This is a genomic window from Bacillus sonorensis NBRC 101234 = KCTC 13918 (genome assembly GCF_001592005.1).
Classification (GTDB): domain Bacteria; phylum Bacillota; class Bacilli; order Bacillales; family Bacillaceae; genus Bacillus; species Bacillus sonorensis.
This window is the reverse complement of sequence record NZ_BCVZ01000002.1, coordinates 140,762-158,336: the sequence shown is the minus strand read 5'-3', so window position 1 is coordinate 158,336 and position 17,575 is coordinate 140,762. Positions and strand designations below refer to the sequence as shown.

At 45.9% G+C, this 17,575-nt stretch carries 16 protein-coding genes; 12 read left to right on the top strand and 4 right to left on the bottom strand.

What is annotated here, in order from left to right; all coding sequences use genetic code 11:
* Window positions 1-20 precede the first annotated feature (20 nt).
* Window positions 21-503, bottom strand: a complete 483-nt coding sequence (locus BTR1S_RS03460) for a hypothetical protein (protein WP_029418550.1) — start codon at window positions 501-503, stop codon at window positions 21-23.
* Between the two features lie 119 nt (window positions 504-622).
* Between BTR1S_RS03460 and glsA the strand changes: the two genes are divergently transcribed.
* The 4 genes from glsA to pyc all read left to right on the top strand — a co-directional run bounded on the left by glsA (window position 623) and on the right by pyc (window position 6,981).
* Complete coding sequence (gene glsA / locus BTR1S_RS03455; protein WP_029418549.1) at window positions 623-1,552, top strand: glutaminase A; 930 nt, start codon at window positions 623-625, stop codon at window positions 1,550-1,552.
* Between the two features lie 106 nt (window positions 1,553-1,658).
* On the top strand, window positions 1,659-1,940 hold the full coding sequence (locus BTR1S_RS03450; RefSeq protein ID WP_006638313.1) for an Fpa/YlaN family protein: 282 nt from the start codon (window positions 1,659-1,661) through the stop codon (window positions 1,938-1,940).
* Between the two features lie 308 nt (window positions 1,941-2,248).
* Window positions 2,249-3,460, top strand: a complete 1,212-nt coding sequence (ftsW, locus tag BTR1S_RS03445; protein WP_006638312.1) for a putative lipid II flippase FtsW — start codon at window positions 2,249-2,251, stop codon at window positions 3,458-3,460.
* A gap of 77 nt (window positions 3,461-3,537) precedes the next feature.
* A complete protein-coding gene (gene pyc, locus BTR1S_RS03440) occupies window positions 3,538-6,981 on the top strand; it encodes a pyruvate carboxylase (RefSeq protein ID WP_029418548.1) in 3,444 nt (1,147 codons plus the stop codon).
* Between the two features lie 89 nt (window positions 6,982-7,070).
* On the opposite strand, the gene BTR1S_RS03435 is transcribed toward pyc, so the two are convergent.
* Window positions 7,071-7,985, bottom strand: coding sequence for a COX15/CtaA family protein (locus tag BTR1S_RS03435; protein WP_006638310.1), 915 nt, complete (start codon window positions 7,983-7,985; stop codon window positions 7,071-7,073).
* A gap of 405 nt (window positions 7,986-8,390) precedes the next feature.
* Here BTR1S_RS03435 and cyoE point away from each other — a divergent pair, with 405 nt between their 5' ends.
* From cyoE to ctaG, 6 genes are all read left to right on the top strand, one after another.
* A complete protein-coding gene (gene cyoE, locus BTR1S_RS03430; RefSeq protein ID WP_006638309.1) occupies window positions 8,391-9,317 on the top strand; it encodes a heme o synthase in 927 nt (308 codons plus the stop codon).
* A 275-nt stretch (window positions 9,318-9,592) separates the two neighbouring features.
* On the top strand, window positions 9,593-10,660 hold the full coding sequence (coxB, locus tag BTR1S_RS03425; RefSeq protein WP_006638308.1) for a cytochrome c oxidase subunit II: 1,068 nt from the start codon (window positions 9,593-9,595) through the stop codon (window positions 10,658-10,660).
* A 32-nt stretch (window positions 10,661-10,692) separates the two neighbouring features.
* Window positions 10,693-12,561, top strand: a complete 1,869-nt coding sequence (gene ctaD / locus BTR1S_RS03420; protein WP_006638307.1) for a cytochrome c oxidase subunit I — start codon at window positions 10,693-10,695, stop codon at window positions 12,559-12,561.
* Window positions 12,561-13,184, top strand: a complete 624-nt coding sequence (ctaE, locus tag BTR1S_RS03415) for a cytochrome c oxidase subunit III (RefSeq protein ID WP_006638306.1) — start codon at window positions 12,561-12,563, stop codon at window positions 13,182-13,184. The genes ctaD and ctaE overlap by 1 nt, the downstream gene beginning before the upstream one ends.
* A gap of 1 nt (window position 13,185) precedes the next feature.
* On the top strand, window positions 13,186-13,515 hold the full coding sequence (gene ctaF, locus BTR1S_RS03410; RefSeq protein WP_006638305.1) for a cytochrome c oxidase subunit IVB: 330 nt from the start codon (window positions 13,186-13,188) through the stop codon (window positions 13,513-13,515).
* A 28-nt stretch (window positions 13,516-13,543) separates the two neighbouring features.
* On the top strand, window positions 13,544-14,434 hold the full coding sequence (ctaG, locus tag BTR1S_RS03405; RefSeq protein ID WP_006638304.1) for a cytochrome c oxidase assembly factor CtaG: 891 nt from the start codon (window positions 13,544-13,546) through the stop codon (window positions 14,432-14,434).
* A 51-nt stretch (window positions 14,435-14,485) separates the two neighbouring features.
* On the opposite strand, the gene BTR1S_RS03400 is transcribed toward ctaG, so the two are convergent.
* A complete protein-coding gene (locus BTR1S_RS03400) occupies window positions 14,486-14,845 on the bottom strand; it encodes a YugN family protein (protein ID WP_006638303.1) in 360 nt (119 codons plus the stop codon).
* 169 nt (window positions 14,846-15,014) lie between these two features.
* Here BTR1S_RS03400 and BTR1S_RS03395 point away from each other — a divergent pair, with 169 nt between their 5' ends.
* Together BTR1S_RS03395 and BTR1S_RS03390 are read left to right on the top strand one after the other, a co-directional pair.
* Complete coding sequence (locus tag BTR1S_RS03395) at window positions 15,015-15,461, top strand: CBS domain-containing protein (RefSeq protein WP_006638302.1); 447 nt, start codon at window positions 15,015-15,017, stop codon at window positions 15,459-15,461.
* A gap of 149 nt (window positions 15,462-15,610) precedes the next feature.
* Window positions 15,611-16,657, top strand: a complete 1,047-nt coding sequence (locus BTR1S_RS03390; protein ID WP_029418546.1) for a CAP domain-containing protein — start codon at window positions 15,611-15,613, stop codon at window positions 16,655-16,657.
* Window positions 16,658-16,683: 26 nt separating this feature from the next.
* On the opposite strand, the gene BTR1S_RS03385 is transcribed toward BTR1S_RS03390, so the two are convergent.
* The gene (locus tag BTR1S_RS03385; protein WP_006638300.1) at window positions 16,684-17,559 is read right to left on the bottom strand and encodes a LysR family transcriptional regulator; all 876 of its coding nucleotides are present in this window, start codon (window positions 17,557-17,559) and stop codon (window positions 16,684-16,686) included.
* Window positions 17,560-17,575: the final 16 nt, after the last annotated feature.

Below are 17,575 nucleotides of genomic sequence, written 5' to 3'. Positions count from 1 at the left end.
TTCAAAGCGGCTAAAACCGCCTATTGAACGTGAATTTCTGTTACACGTTTGATCGGATTTGTCCGGTTTGAGCCGTCCGCAAAATAAACATGGACAGGCCCGTCTTCTGTCAGCGGCTTTCCGTTTTGGCTGAAACAGAGAATGATGCCGCGCGCTTTTTCGATCGGAACCGGGACATCGCCTTCTTTTGTTTTAAAGATGCACAGATTGGCGGACGCTGACAATTCCGCGTTGTTTAAAAAAGGTTCCAGCTTGATCGCGAACGTTCCATCAAGCAGTTTTTCCCTTTCATACTTTTTCTCCGATTTTAATGTCGGCGGCGACACAGCGCCTTCCCTGATGATGCGCTCCCGGTCAATCTCAAGGTCAGCCGGCTCTTGTTCCCTTTCTTCACTGTTTGAAAAAAATTGATCCAGTTCGAACTTTCGATCATCAAAAATCCATACGCTTGGATCAAGTGTAATCGGGTATTTCACATTTCCTGTAATTGTCACAATCATCATGTTTCTCACCACTCCCTCACAGAGATTATAAGCGCTTTCTTTCGGATTGTCACTTCTCATAACACAGCCATCCTCAGGGAAAGGTAAAAGAAAAGCCGCTTAGGATGGAGGATGTAAACTTGAATTGCCGGCATAATGATGAGCTCGAATATTTTGTCACAGAAGCGAAAAAAGTCACCTCGAAAGGAAAGGTGGCCTCATACATACCGGCCTTGGCGGAATCATCAGAAGATGATTTGTCGGTCGCGGTCTACTATACGGACGGCACATGCATTTCGGCAGGAGATGTGGAAAAGATGTTTACGCTGCAAAGCATTTCTAAGGTGCTGGCGCTTGCTCTTGTGTTAATGGATCACGGCCCGGAAAAAGTGTTCGATTTTGTAGGGAAGGAACCGACAGGGGATCCGTTCAATTCCATCATCAAGCTTGAAACCGTAAATCCGGGTAAGCCGCTGAATCCGATGATCAATGCCGGGGCATTGGTGGTGACGAGCATGATAAAAGGAGCGGCGGCATCTGACAGAATCGGCGGCCTTTTAGATTTTGTCAGGGAGCTTGCGAATAATCGGAACATCTCTGTTTGTGAAAAGGTCGCGGAATCAGAGTTTCAAACATCGATGGTGAACAGGGCCATGTGCTATTACATGAAAGAGCATGGTATTTTCCAGGCGGATGTGGAAGATGTCATGGATTTATATACCAAGCAGTGCGCTATTCAAATGAACAGCCTTGACCTGGCCAAAATCGGCTGTGTTTTTGCCTTGAACGGAAAGCATCCGGAAACGGGAAAACAGCTCATTCCGAAAGATATCGCGAGAATCTGCAAAACCTTTATGGTGACCTGCGGCATGTACAATGCCAGCGGCGAATTTGCCATCAAAATCGGAATTCCGGCGAAAAGCGGAGTCTCCGGCGGAATTATGGGGCTCGTCCCATACAGCTTCGGCATCGGCATATTCGGGCCCGCATTGGACGAAAAGGGAAACAGCATAGCCGGAATCCGCCTGCTGGAGCTGTTGTCGGCGAATTACAGCCTGAGCATTTTTTAAGTTTGCAGAATCCGGTGAAGGGGCAGAAATAGCTTGCATTTTTATGGGTTAGGCTTTATTATAAATAGAAGAATTAGGTACTCGCCTGGGGAACGGAGGGATACTTTTGGCGTCTGAGATTGTAGTCGATCATCGTGAAAAAGCACTTGCCTTGTTAAAACGTGATGCTGATAAAATTTTGAAGCTGATTCAAGTGCAAATGGACAACTTAACGATGCCTCAATGTCCTCTTTATGAAGAGGTTTTAGATACACAAATGTTCGGACTCTCAAGAGAAATTGACTTTGCTGTCCGCCTTGGATTAGTAGAAGAACAAGAGGGAAAAGAACTGCTTTACAGGCTGGAGCGAGAATTGTCTGCGCTGCATGAAGCATTTACAAACAAATAAACGGATCACTCAGGGGATACTTCTTTAGTCTGAGTCAGCTTGTCGACAATATGTCTGTTCATACAGATGGCCGGCAGGCTTTTTTTGTTATAGCGGAATTCCGGGGTTGATGAAGGAGCATAAGGTGTTTGCAAAGAATAAACGAAGACGCCCATTCTGCCGATATGAAAAGAACAGGTGGAAGACGGACGATTCTTTCAGCGGAATGTCGAAGGTCTATAAAAGGGTATCCTTCGTTCTTTTTAAGAAAGTGTAGTAAAATAACGAAGGATCAAATATTTTAAGGGGAAAGTAAGGAAGAGGATAATATGATAAAAAGAATGCTCAAATCCTATGATTATTCATTAATCTTTGCTGTATTCCTCCTGTGCGGGTTCGGTCTCGTGATGGTGTACAGCTCAAGCATGATTACGGCGGTGACAAGATTCGGAAAGGACAGCAGTTATTTTTTCGATAAACAGCTCATATTCATGGTGTTCGGAACGATAGTGTTTTTATTCACGGCACTTTTTCCGTATAAGGCATTCGCCAATCAAAAATTCCAAAAAATATTGCTGCTTGCTTCCGTCATCGCCTTGGTCGCTCTGTTTGCAGTCGGCCATGTTGCGGGAAACGCTCAAAGTTGGTACAAATTTGGAGGTTTAAGCATTCAGCCGGGAGAGTTTGCCAAACTGACCGTCATCTTGTATCTTTCTTCCGTTTATGCGAAAAAACAAAGCTATATCGATAATTTGGGAGCGGGAATCGCCCCACCGGCGCTTATCACGCTCATCATTTGCGCATTGGTCGCCGTCCAGCCTGATTTCGGTACGGCATCCATCATCGGTTTAATCGCTTTATGCATTATTTTGTGTTCAGGATTCAGCGGAAAGACGCTGCTGAAGCTCCTGATGCTGACAGGGATTGTTCTCCTGCTTGTCAGCCCGTTGATTTTATTAAATATGGACAGCATTTTAACCGAAGGGCGGATGAATCGCTTTGAAAGCTATCAAAACCCGTTCAAAGATGCTCAAAAATCAGGGTTTCAGGTCGTCAATTCCTACCTTGCGATCGGTTCCGGAGGGCTTTTCGGCCTCGGGCTCGGCGAAAGCGTCCAAAAATACGGATATCTGCCTGAATCGCATACTGACTTCATCATGGCGATCATTGCCGAGGAGCTCGGCATATTCGGCGTTTTGTTTGTCATTCTGCTGCTCAGCTTCATCGTATTGAAAGGATTTTATATTGCGAGAAAATGCGACGATCCGTTTGGAAGTCTGCTGGCGATCGGAATATCAAGCATGATCGCGATCCAGTCATTCATCAACCTGGGGGGCATTTCAGGCCTGATTCCTCTGACCGGGGTCACGCTGCCGTTTATCAGCTATGGGGGGTCATCGCTCATGGTGCTGATGGGAAGCGCCGGGCTGCTGGTGAATATCAGTATGTTTAATGAATATTTTGATAGATACAAGCGCAAAGAGCCTATTAATACTACAAAAATTAAAGAAAATCAATATAAAAAAAGTATAAATTATTAAAAAACTAATCGTGTACAGGCTCATCTGATTGATTTAGAATAGGATACATACTAAAACAGCGGATGAGGGGGAACGACATGTCACAACAGCCTATACAAAAAGTTCTTGTTGCGAACAGAGGGGAGATTGCAATCCGCGTGTTCCGCGCCTGTACAGAATTGAATATCCGTACGGTTGCGATTTATTCCAAAGAGGACAGCGGATCTTATCACAGATACAAGGCTGATGAAGCCTATTTGGTAGGCGAAGGAAAGAAGCCGATAGATGCTTATCTGGATATTGAAGGAATCATTGAGATTGCAAAGCGGAACCATGTGGATGCGATTCATCCAGGCTATGGATTTTTATCGGAGAATATCCAGTTTGCCAAGCGCTGTGAAGAGGAAGGCATCATTTTTATCGGTCCGACCTCTGAACACCTTGATATGTTCGGCGATAAAGTCAAAGCCCGTGAACAGGCCGAGAAAGCGGGCATCCCGGTAATCCCGGGAAGCGACGGACCTGTGAAGGATGCAGAGGATGTCAAGCGCTTCGCTGAAGAAAACGGATATCCTTTTATTATCAAAGCGTCCCTTGGCGGCGGAGGCCGCGGCATGAGGATCGTAAGAAGCGAGTCTGAATTGCAGGAGTCCTATGACCGGGCGAAATCAGAAGCGAAAGCCGCTTTTGGGAATGATGAAGTGTATGTTGAAAAGCTGATCGAAAAGCCGAAGCATATTGAGGTTCAGATTATCGGAGACAAGGAAGGGAACGTTGTTCATCTGTATGACCGGGACTGCTCCGTGCAAAGGCGTCATCAAAAAGTCATTGAAATCGCACCAAGCGTTTCTCTTTCCGAGTCGCTGAGGGAAAAAATCTGCGATGCCGCCGTCGCACTTGCGAAAAACGTCAATTATATCAATGCCGGAACGGTCGAATTTTTAGTCGCGAACGATGAATTTTTCTTTATTGAAGTCAATCCGCGCGTTCAGGTCGAACACACCATCACAGAAATGGTGACAGGCGTCGATATCGTCCAGACGCAGATTATGATCGCCGGGGGGCTGAGCCTGAAGAGCAAAGAAGTGAACATCCCGTCACAGGATGCGGTCACTCTTCACGGCTTCGCGATCCAGTCACGGGTAACGACAGAGGACCCGTCAAACAACTTCATGCCTGATACAGGCAAGATTATGGCCTACCGGTCTGGCGGGGGATTCGGGGTCCGGCTGGATACGGGAAACAGCTTCCAGGGAGCCGTGATCACCCCGTACTACGATTCTCTGCTCGTCAAACTGTCGACATGGGCGCTGACGTTCGAACAGGCTGCTGCGAAAATGGTCCGAAACCTTCAGGAATTCCGGATAAGAGGGATTAAAACCAATATTCCTTTTCTGGAAAACGTGGCAAAGCACGAAAAGTTCCTGACAGGCCAATATGATACGTCTTTTATCGATACCACGCCTGAGCTCTTTGTGTTCCCTAAACAAAGAGACCGGGGAACAAAAATGCTGACATATATCGGGAATGTAACGGTGAACGGCTTCCCTGGCATCGACAAAAAGAAGAAGCCGGAGTTTGATAAGCCGCAAATCGTCAAAACCGATGTGGATCAGCCGATTCCAAACGGCACAAAACAGATCCTCGACCAACAGGGGGCCGACGGACTTGTCAAATGGGTGAAAGAACAGGAATCCGTGCTGTTGACGGATACGACGTTCCGCGATGCCCATCAGTCATTGCTCGCGACAAGGGTCAGAACCCATGATCTGATGAAGATTGCCAATCCGACAGCGGCTCTCTGGCCTGAGCTGTTCAGTCTTGAAATGTGGGGCGGCGCAACATTTGACGTGGCCTACCGCTTCTTAAAAGAAGATCCTTGGAAAAGGCTTGAAGACCTGCGGAAAGAAATTCCGAACACGATGTTCCAGATGCTGTTAAGATCGTCAAACGCCGTCGGCTATAAGAACTATCCCGACAATCTGATTAAAAAATTCGTCAATGAATCGGCGGCTGCGGGAATCGATGTGTTCCGCATTTTTGACAGTCTGAACTGGGTGAAAGGCATGACGCTTGCCATTGACGCCGTCCGTGATTCCGGAAAACTCGCCGAAGCGGCGATCTGCTATACCGGCGACATTCTTGATCCGGCAAGAACGAAGTACAACCTTGAGTATTATACTTCTATGGCCAAGGAACTGGAAGCGGCCGGTGCCCATATTCTCGGCATTAAAGACATGGCAGGCTTGCTAAGGCCTCAGGCGGCCTATGAATTGGTGTCTGCGTTGAAAGAGACAGTCGATATTCCGGTCCATCTGCACACGCATGATACAAGCGGAAACGGCATTTACATGTATGCGAAGGCGATTGAAGCCGGCGTCGACATTGTCGACGTAGCCGTCAGCTCCATGTCCGGACTGACATCCCAGCCAAGCGCAAGCTCTCTGTATCATGCGCTTGAAGGCGATAAACGCCGTCCGCAATTAAATGTTGACGCGATTGAATCTTTATCCCAATATTGGGAAGCCGTCAGAAAATATTACAGTGAATTTGAGAGCGGGATGAATGCCCCTCATACCGAAATTTACAAGCATGAAATGCCTGGTGGTCAATACAGCAATCTTCAGCAGCAGGCCAAAGGAGTCGGTCTCGGCGACCGCTGGAATGAAGTAAAAGAAATGTACAGACGGGTCAATGATCTGTTCGGAGATATCGTAAAGGTCACGCCGTCTTCCAAAGTGGTGGGGGATATGGCGCTTTACATGGTGCAAAATAAACTGACTGAAAAAGATATTTTCGAAAGGGGAGAATCCCTTGATTTCCCTGACTCGGTCGTTGAGATGTTTAAAGGGTATCTCGGCCAGCCTCACGGAGGATTCCCGGAAAAGCTGCAAAAGCTTATTTTAAAAGGGCAGAAACCGATTACCGTCCGACCTGGAGAACTGCTTGAACCGGTCTCTTTTGACGAGATAAAAGCGGAATTTTTGGAGAAACACGATGTTGAACTTTCTGACCAGGATGCTGTCGCTTATGCGCTTTATCCGAAGGTGTTTACAGAGTATGTCAAAACGGCTGAGCTGTACGGCGACATTTCTGTGTTGGACACGGCGACCTTCTTCTACGGCATGACGCTCGGTGAAGAGATTGAAGTGGAAATTGAGAGAGGAAAAACACTGATCGTTAAGCTGGTCTCAATTGGAGAACCGCGTCCTGATGCGACAAGGGTCGTCTACTTTGAACTGAACGGACAGCCGCGTGAAGTCGTCATTAAAGATGAAAGTATCAAATCATCGGTTCACCAAAAAGTGAAAGCGGATCGTTCAAATCCGAACCATATCGCAGCAACTATGCCGGGAACGGTCATCAAGCTCCTGGTTGCTAAAGGCGATAAAGTCAATAAAGGCGACCATTTGATGATTAATGAAGCGATGAAAATGGAAACAACCGTCCAGGCGCCGTTTTCAGGTACCATCGAAAACATTCATGTGGCCAACGGAGAAGCTATTCAAACAGGAGACCTTCTCATTGAAATGAAGAAATAAACAAAGTCAGGCTGCCGATTGGATCGGCAGCTTTTTTAGAACGAAAAAAAGCCCCTGCTTCCTCAGCAGGGGCTTTTGCCGTCTGTTTTTCAGCTTTGTGCTTTGGTTTGATGACGGTAGCGGGTAACCAGCAACAAGAAATAACAGAAGATCCCGAACAAGCAGGAAATAAAGAATGCATGGGCAAGCGCGAAGCTCAATTCCAGGCGCGTCAGGACAACTAAAATTCCGGACAGGGCTTGGAGGAAAATCAGGATGACCGATATCATCCAGCCCCAATAAATCCGCTTCTGGGTTTTATAATGTCTTGCCGCATGAACCGCTGCGATGACAATCCAGGCGAAAAGAAGAAGGGCAGCGATTCTGTGGCCCATCTGCACCCACTCGTGGAACTGGGACGGCAGCCAGCCGTTCGTCCTGCTGCACATCGGAAAGTCCAGGCAGGCAAGGCTTGATTCCGTATGCCGGACATAGGCGCCTGTATAAACGACGATATACGTGTACACGATGATGCCTGCCATATGAAACTGCATCGTTTTTCCTATATGGAAAGATGATGCTCTTCCACTGCTGTCCGCTTCAAACACAAGGAGTGTCAGAAGAAGAACCGAAGCAAAGGAAATCAGCGAAATTCCAAAATGCAGAGCCATGATTATAGCGGATGACCCGAACACGACGGCTGCGGCTCCGAGAAGAGCCTGAAGAATAAGAAAAATAACCGACATAATGGCGAGGAACTTCGTTTCCCTGATATGGCCGATTTTTTTCCAGGTCCATACCGCCAGAGCCAAAACGAGAATACCGGAGGTACCGCTCACAAACCTGTGACTCCATTCAATAATTGATTCCAGTGTCAGCGCAGGGAATATACTGCCGTTGCAGAGGGGCCATGATCTGCCGCATCCCATTCCGGAACCCGTCTTTGTGACAAGAGCCCCGCCGATCAGGACAAAGAGCATGGCGATAGTCGTAATAATTCCCAGGGCTTTTAATGCTTTATTCATAAATTCAATTCCCCTTTTAATCCAAACTGACTGATAAAAATAATTTTTACCCACTCTCAAGTTTAAGCGAATTGATGTTCTCCTGCAATTCTTAACAATTATTGTTCACAAAAATGCAATACAATGCGTTCACATTTTTCTTGGAATTGGAGACTTGATTATTCCGGCCCCGTTTGATAGAACTATATTAGAATGCCGAAGGTTTCTCGGCTGTTGTTCACAATTTTTCCTTCATCTGTATTGAAAGTCATAAAAAGTTCACAAATATAAACCGGTTTGTCGATTAATATCCAATAGGATGTTTTTTTCCAACCGGTAATCTTGTATGATAGAGTTGTAGGTTTTTATTGAATATACCGCTTCTCTTGACGTGATGAAGGTTTGAGTAAGGGGGGTTAACATTATATGGCTGAACCAAGAATTGCAGCTGGTACAGCAATGAATGGACAAATAGAAGAAACAACGGCATGGAAGGATTTCCTCGCCCTTATCAAGGTCGGGATTGTTTACTCAAACCTGATAACAACTTTTACGGGTATGTGGCTCGCTTTTTATTTATCGAATTTGAGCTTTCTCGGAAATCTGGATATCGTGCTGTTCACTTTAGCAGGATCGTCGCTGATCATTGCAGGTTCGTGCGTTATCAACAACTACTATGACCGGGACATTGACCAGCTGATGCAGCGGACGAAAACAAGGCCGACTGTGACCGGCAAAATCCAGCCTTCCCAAGCTTTGTGGTTTGGAATTTTGCTGATTGCGCTCGGTTTTATCATGCTCCTCATGACCACGATTACGGCTGCTGTCGTCGGAATGATCGGCGTCTTTACGTATGTTTTTCTGTATACGATGTGGTCAAAGCGCCGTTATACGATCAATACGATCATCGGCAGCATTTCGGGAGCTGTTCCTCCTTTGATCGGCTGGACTGCCGTCGAAGGGTCAATCGGAGTTGTCGCATGGGTGCTGTTCTTAATTATGTTTATTTGGCAGATTCCCCACTTTCTGGCGCTGGCCATTAAGAAAACGGAGGAATACAGAGCCGCGAACATACCGATGCTGCCGGTTGTCCATGGATTTGAAGTGACGAAAAGACAAATTATCATTTGGACCGCCTGCTTAATGCCTCTGCCGTTTTTCCTCGGCGGGTTGGGCATGCCGATTGTCGTCCTCGGAACCGTATTGAATATCGGTTGGCTCATCTGCGGCCTTTTGGGCTTCAGAAGCAAAGATATCATGAAATGGGCGACGCTTATGTTTGTATATTCATTAAATTATTTGACCATATTCTTTGTAGCAATGGTCGTTCTTACACTTTTTAAAATTGGATAGAAACTCTATACTCATCACATTGAAGGCTGTCACCTAAACACGGAAGCAGACAACAATCAAGTAAAAGCCGCCTGATTCGATTTTCGATCATCTTATATGGGCGGCTTTACGTTCATACATAGATGGTATTTTGAGTAAAAAACATCATTATTTAAGAAAAGAGGAAATGTAAGTGCTTTATTGTGTGTGAGTAGTCTGATGGGTGAATGGATGTTCTATAAAAGCTTGAGTAGTGAAAGTCTCAAAAGGATTGATTGAAAAGGGGTTGGGATGAAATGTTAAAGAAATGGCGTCTGATTTCGCTTTTCACTATTTTGGCGCTCGTTTTAACAGGGTGTGGAGAACCGTTTATATCGACGCTGAAACCTGCCGGTGAAGTGGCTGATCAGCAATATTTCCTCATGATACTGAGTACGCTGATCATGGTTGTCGTCGTTATAGTCGTAAGCTTCATTTTCGTATTTGTCATTGTCAAATACAGAAGGTCTAAGCTCGGCGAAGACCACATGCCGAAACAGATTGAAGGAAACCGCAATTTAGAAATTTTATGGACTGTTATTCCGATTATTCTTTTGCTTGTGCTGGTTGTCCCTGTTGTCGCGCATACGTTCAGTCTGGCCGATACGAAGCCGATGGATAAGAAAAACAGAGACCCTGAAAAAACGCTTGTTGTCAATGTCAGGGCAAACCTTTACTGGTGGGAATTCGAATATCCTGATTACGGCGTCATCACGAGCCAGGAGCTGGTCGTTCCGACAGATGAACGCGTTTACTTTAAACTGAAAGCTTCGGATGTAAAACATTCCTTCTGGGTGCCTTCCGCGGGCGGAAAAGTTGATACGAACACAGATAATGAAAATAAATTCTACCTGACGTTCGATTCAAAGCGGGCCAAAAAAGCGGGTAATTATTTTTACGGGAAATGCGCCGAACTTTGCGGACCTTCGCACGCCTTAATGGATTTTAAAGTGAAAGCCGTTTCGAAGGATGAATTCAAAAAGTGGATGAAGAGCATGGAAAAAGATAATGCGAAGCCGAAAACAGACCTCGCTGTTGAAGGTGAAAAGCTGTTCAAAGAGAAAAACTGCCTGAGCTGCCACGCGACAGATGCGAAGGACAAGAGGGCGGAAGCGGCCAGAACAGCGCCGAATCTCGCCAATTTTGGAGAAAGGACGAAAGTAGCCGGCGTTAAAGATTTTAATGATGAAAATCTGCGGGCCTGGCTCAAGGATCCCGAAAGCATCAAACCGGGAAATAAAATGACGGGGACATACCCGGCTTTAAACGATGGGGAAATTGATGCACTGACCGAATACTTAAAGGGGTTAAAAACGCAAGATTAACGCTTCAAAGGGACAATGAGGGAGGTTACATTGTGAGTACGCTTAGAAAAAAGCAAGGTTTTGGGGCTGTGTTATGGGACTATTTAACAACTGTCGATCATAAAAAAATAGCCGTGCTTTATTTAGTAGCCGGGGGATTCTTCTTTGTGCTCGGCGGAATCGAAGCGGTGATGATCAGAATTCAGCTGATGATTCCGGAAAATGACTTCGTCAGCGCCGGAGTCTACAATGAAGTGATGACGATGCACGGCACTACGATGATCTTTCTGGCGGCTATGCCGCTCCTGTTTGCCTTGATGAATGCCGTTGTGCCGCTTCAAATCGGGGCGAGGGATGTCGCGTTTCCGTTTTTAAATTCTCTTGGATTTTGGCTGTTCTTATTCGGCGGTATTTTTCTGAACCTAAGCTGGTTTTTGGGAGGGGCGCCTGATGCCGGCTGGACGTCTTATGCTTCACTGTCTCTAAATTCTGAAGGGCACGGGATCGATTTCTTTGTGCTCGGACTGCAAATCTCAGGTATCGGTACGCTGATTGCGGGGATTAACTTCCTTGCGACGATCATCAACATGAGGGCGCCTGGCATGACCTATATGAGACTTCCGCTTTTTACGTGGACGACGTTCGTCTCTTCGGCTCTCATATTGTTCGCTTTTCCTCCTTTAACGGTCGGAATCGCGCTCTTAATGCTTGACCGTCTGTTCGGCACAAGCTTTTTCAATCCCGAATTGGGCGGAAACACGATAATCTGGGAGCATCTGTTCTGGATTTTCGGTCACCCGGAAGTGTATATTCTCATTTTGCCGGCATTCGGAATTTTTTCTGAAATCATTCCGGTTTTTTCAAGAAAAAGGCTTTTTGGCTATTCTTCAATGGTCTTTGCCACGGTATTGATCGGGTTTTTGGGATTCATGGTATGGGTTCACCACATGTTTACAACGGGCCTCGGCCCTGTTGCAAATGCGATTTTTGCTGTAGCGACGATGGCCATTGCGGTCCCGACGGGAATTAAAGTATTCAACTGGCTGCTGACGATCTGGGGCGGCAGCATTAAATTTACAACGCCGATGCTTTACGCGGTATCATTTATTCCGTCTTTCGTGCTCGGCGGGGTAACAGGGGTCATGCTTGCTGCTGCGCCTGCAGACTACCAGTTCCATGACACGTACTTTGTCGTTGCCCATTTCCATTACGTCATTATTGGCGGCGTTGTGTTCGCGATCTTGGCTGGAGCGCATTACTGGTGGCCGAAAATGTTCGGCAGAATGCTCAATGAAGCTTTAGGAAAGATTACGTTTGTACTCTTTTTTATCGGCTTCCACCTGACGTTTTTCATTCAGCACTGGCTCGGGTTGTGGGGAATGCCGAGACGTGTGTTCACATATCTGCCGAATCAGGGATTTGACACGGCGAACATGGTCAGTTCGATTGGAGCGTTTATGATGTCGGTGGCCGTCATTATCCTCGTGATCAATATCATCGTAACGGCAATCAAAGGAAAAAAAGCCGGCAGCGATCCGTGGCTTGACGGAAGAACGCTGGAGTGGGCTGTTTCATCTCCGCCTCCGGAATACAATTTTAAGCAGCTGCCTTTAGTCAGGGGACTTGATGCTTTATGGATTGAGAAAAGAGCGGGAAAACGATCATTGACGGCTGCGGAGCCTCTGCAGGATGTCCATATGCCGAACGGATCGATTCTTCCTTTCATCATCTCTCTGGGGCTTTTTGTATCGGCGTTTGGCTTTATGTACCGGACAGAATTTGCGTGGGGATTACCTGTCATCCTGACCGGACTTGGCATCACTTTCTTCTCGATGCTTCTCCGGTCGGTGATTGATGATCACGGATACCATATTCATAAGGAAGATCTGATGGATGACGATGACAAAGGGGTGAAGGCGTAATGCATACAGAAGAGAAATTAACAGCTGAAACCTTCCCGGCTTCTCCTGAAAAAGCAACCTTAGAAGGAAAAAACAAATTTATCGGATTTTGGCTATTTCTCGGAGGGGAGACGGTATTGTTTGCGTCTCTCTTCGCAACCTTTATCGCGCTGAGGAATTCAACCGCAGGAGGGCCGAAAACGAGCGAAATGTTTGACATCGGCCTTGTCTTTCTTGCGACAATGCTTCTGTTGACGAGCAGTTTGACAAGCGTATACGCGATGTATCACATGAAAAATTTCACCTTTAAAAAAATGCAGATATGGCTCGGGATTACCGTTTTGCTGGGCGCGGGCTTTCTTGCGCTTGAGATTTATGAGTTCACACATTACATCCACGAATATGAATTCACCATTACGAGCTCCGCTCTCGGCTCTGCTTTTTATACGCTTGTCGGCACACACGGAGCACACGTCACTTTCGGGCTGTTTTGGATTCTCGCGCTGATGATCAGAAACGCAAGACGCGGATTAAACCTGTACAACGCTCCGAAATTTTACGTGGCAAGTCTTTATTGGCACTTTATCGATGTTGTCTGGGTGTTTATCTTTACCGTTGTATATTTAATGGGGATGGTGGGGTAACATGGTCAATAATGAAAACAGAGGCAACCCTAAAACAGACCTCGTGTACCGCAGGAAGAAAAATGCGGAGGACATGAGATATCAGGTGATTTCATTCGGTTTAATGATCGGTTTGACTGTTGTTGCTTTTTTAACAGTTGCATCTGATGCCGGTGTATGGTTTACGGTTCCGTTTATCCTTCTGCTTGCGGTGATTCAGGTGGCGTTTCAGCTGTATTATTTTATGCACATGAGCCAGCGCGGGCATGAAGCGCCGTCCTTGTTCCTCTACTCAGGGGTTTTGGTGGCATTTGTAACCGTTTTGGGTTTTATGACAATGATCTGGTGGTAACTGACTGAGAGAAAGGAGGATGCTCGGGATGGGCAGCCTTGAAATATTCGGTTTTCGCGCCCTTTGGAGCCCCTACTACCTAGGGGCCGTCCTTTTGCTGATCGGTCTTTATTTTGTGCTGATCAAACGTTTTGGATCGGAACACGAACGGGCTTCAAGGAAAGAAATCATCCTGTTTGTAACAGGCATGGTTCTTTTATATGCTTCAAAGGGAAGTCCGCTTGATTTGCTCGGGCATATTATGTTCAGCGCCCATATGGCACAGATGGCGATCTTATACTTGGTCGTGCCCCCGCTCCTCATTCTTGGAGTGCCGGCATGGCTGTGGAAAAAGGCGATTTTTCGTCCGGTTGTCAAGCCGCTGTTTCAGTTTTTTTCCAAGCCTTTAATCGCAATCATCGTATTCAATGGATTATTTTCAATGTACCATGTTCCGCTTGTGTTTGATTTTATTAAAACAAATGCCGTTTATCATGCGGCTGTCACGGTATTGATTTTTATCGCCGCTTTTTTCATGTGGTGGCCGCTTATTCACCGGGTCAAAGAACTGCCGCACATGGGCGGTCTCTTGAAAATGGGCTATATTATGGCTGACGGCATATTGCTGACGCCTGCATGTGCTTTGATTATGTTCAGCGGCACTCCCCTGTATTTGACTTATTCAGATCCTTCCGCATGGGTGGAAGCGATGAAGCTGTGCGTTCCGCTGGATACGCTGAGCGGGATGACGCTTACTGGACCGGAGATGTTCAGCAGCATGCCCGTTCTTGAAGATCAGCAGCTTGGAGCCATCGTGATGAAAATTATCCAGGAGATTGTGTACGGCACGTTTTTGGCGATTGTCTTTTTTAGCTGGGCTAAAAAGGAAAGAGCCAAAGATGAAGCGGAAGATCCTTATTCTCCGTCAACGGTTCATTAAACTGAAAAAAGGGGTACGGCCGGCAAGCGGCTGTACCCCTTTTTATGTAGATTACACTTGGAGTGCGGAAACTTTTTCTTTGAGTTTTTTTAAAACAGATTCGCTTGTTTGCAGCAATTGCTTTGGAAAATGCTCATCTTCCCCATACTCCACTCCGTGGGGATAATAATATTTTCCTAAAAGCGGAGTCATCAGTTTGATGACCGCTCGTCTAGCACCGACATCGCCTTCAACCGCATAGCCAAAAACACGGAGATAGTATCTGCCCTCAACCATGTCAAACCTGCGGTCATAGGTGACCCGTTCATAATCCCATTGTCCGGCCCTGACAAACCCTTCATTTTCCATGATATCGTCCAGCCGATTCAGGTCAGCGGTCAGCCCTTCAATACCGGATTCTTCAAATTTCATCCCTGAAAGCCCCCTTTTAAAAAAATTACCTTTACTGACAATCATAGTATGAAAGCGTTAAACTTTCAATCCTGCTTCATATAAATATTTTGATGAAAGTATGAATCATGAAAGGCTTGACGACAATAGGAACAAATACGAAAGACAGTCACGAAGAGGAGGTCTTTTTTTGACTAGTGTTAAGGAGATCATGACAAAAGATTTGTTATATTGTACAGTTCTCGATAATGTATATGAGGCAGCTGTGAAAATGAAGGAAGGCAATGTCGGTGCGATTCCTGTTGTGCGTGATGACAGTTTTGAACTTGTCGGCATCGTAACTGACAGAGACTTGGTCTTGCGGGGAATAGCCGACAAAAAACCAAATTCGCAAAAAGTGACAAACGTCATGACGACAGAGCTTATCACATTGAATGAAGATGATTCACTTGAAAAAGCCATTGAACTGATGGGAGAATACCAGATCAGGCGGATTCCGGTCACAAACGGGAAAACATTAACGGGAATGATTACGCTCGGGGATGTCTCGACTTACGAAAAATCAAATCGCCAAGCCGGGGACGCTTTGACATTTATTTCGGAAAATGAAGAACGACGTGGGGATTTTCTTCATTAAAAACATATTTGTCTCCTCATGATAATAGGCTGTATTGTAATTGAAAATTCGCGTAAGTTCTGTTTAAATGACACTAAAGACGAGTTTTTTGGCGGAAGGTGATGAGTCCGTTTATGTAATAGATTGATCCGTTGGCAGGAGGTGGAAATTTGAAGAATATTTTTAGAGCTTTCTTGATCCTTCTCATCGTTGCGGCTTCATACGCTCTTTTTATCCAATACGGTTCGACCCCCGAGAAGATTGTAAAAGAAGACAAGCCGCAGGTATCCAACAATGATGCCAAAAAGGAAAACACGTTAAACATTCCTTCATCCGGTTTGCTGTCATTTATCGGGGAATCAGCTGAAACTGTTGAGAAAAAGCTGGGCAAACCTGATAGAATCGACCCGTCTGCTTATGATTATGAATGGTGGGTGTACAATAAGGGAGCAAAACAATATGTTCAAATCGGCATTCTCAACGATAAGGCTGTTACTCTTTTTGTGACAGGCGACAAGGTCAATACGGCTCCGTTTACAATCGGTCAGCCTGCAAGAGACGTGTTTAAAAAAACACAGATTGCTCCGCATGTCAATGTCAAGTATGACGGCAGTTCGTACCGTTTTGAATTTTCAGAGGAAGATATGAACACCAGGCCCACTGTGAAACTGGAAAATGTCTATGTTCAGCTTTATATGGATAAATTCGAAGGGAAGCTGTCAAGCATCAGGGCGTTTGATGCAGCAACATTGATTAAGCAGAGGCCGTATGAGGTCGTTTACAGGGGCTCCTTGATTGAACCGAAAGCGCTGACTGAATCGGATTGGCAGAAAATTGAGAAGGCGAATGAAAAACAGATTTTTGATTTGACAAATGTGATCCGCTCACGACACGGCCTTTCTCAGCTTGAGTGGGATGAAGCCGTGGCCAAGGTTGCCTATGGCCACAGCAGCGATATGAAGGATCACCGTTATTTCTCCCACGTTTCGAAAACGGAGGGTACGCTGAAGGACCGTCTGGAAAAAGGGAACGTGAATTTTGAACAGGCGGGAGAAAATATCGCTCTCAATTATGTCGACGGCCCGGCTGCTGTTGAGGGCTGGCTTAACAGCGAAGGACACAGAAAAGCTCTCTTAAACGCCGACTATACCCATCTGGGAGTCGGGGTGGATGAGAAATATTATACGCAGAACTTTATCAAACAGTGGAACGAATGACAGCCCGGGTTATTCCCGGGCTTGTCTTATATACGATTCCACAGCAATTCGATCGTCCTGATAAATGTTTGAACAGTGGCGGTTTCTTTTTTATGTGCGGGTGTAATCAGCGAGGTTTTGACTTGAATGGTTTTATGCGCTCCTTTTATCGCCTGGAGAATACCTTTTTTAATTTCTTCCTTTACGAGATTGCTGCTTAATAAGGCAACTCCCATTCCTTTCAAAACCGCTGCTTTAATCGCCTTTTCACTTTCGACTTCAACGGTTTTTTCAGGAGAATAACCTGACCGCGACAAAAACTCCTCCATCATGGTTTGGTAGTAGCCGTCTGTCCGGTATTTAAAAAAAGGAAGGTGCTTCATCAATTTTTCGGGTGAATGATGAAACAGCCTTTTAGCGGCGACAAGAACCAGTTCTTCTTCTTCAATCAGGATGTTAGTGATATTTTTATTGGTAAGTTCGCCGGCAATGATCCCGACATCATAATGATTGTTTTCAATTCCAGTTATGACTTCATTGTTTGCACGGGAAAGAATGTGAATGTCTACTTCAGGATGCTGTTTCAGATATTCAGAAACGATGGGAACTAAATAATTGGCGCAATAAATCTCGGATGCGGCGATCATTAACTGCCCGTTCGGCTTTGCCAGCCTTGATAATGATGATTCCATTTGTTCAATTGTCAGAAACAGACGGTCTGTATAATGTTTCAGCAGCTTCCCGGCAGGGGTGAGATATGTCTGTTTTCCGATTCGGAAAAACAGCCGCTGCTTTAATTCGCGTTCGAGTGAGTGAATCTGGGCGCTGACAGCAGGCTGAGTAAAATTTAAGCGCTCCGCTGCTTTTGTGAAATGGAGAAGATCGGCAGCCACTTGAAACGTTTTTAAATGTCTTAATTCCATCTGGAGCCTCCCGAAT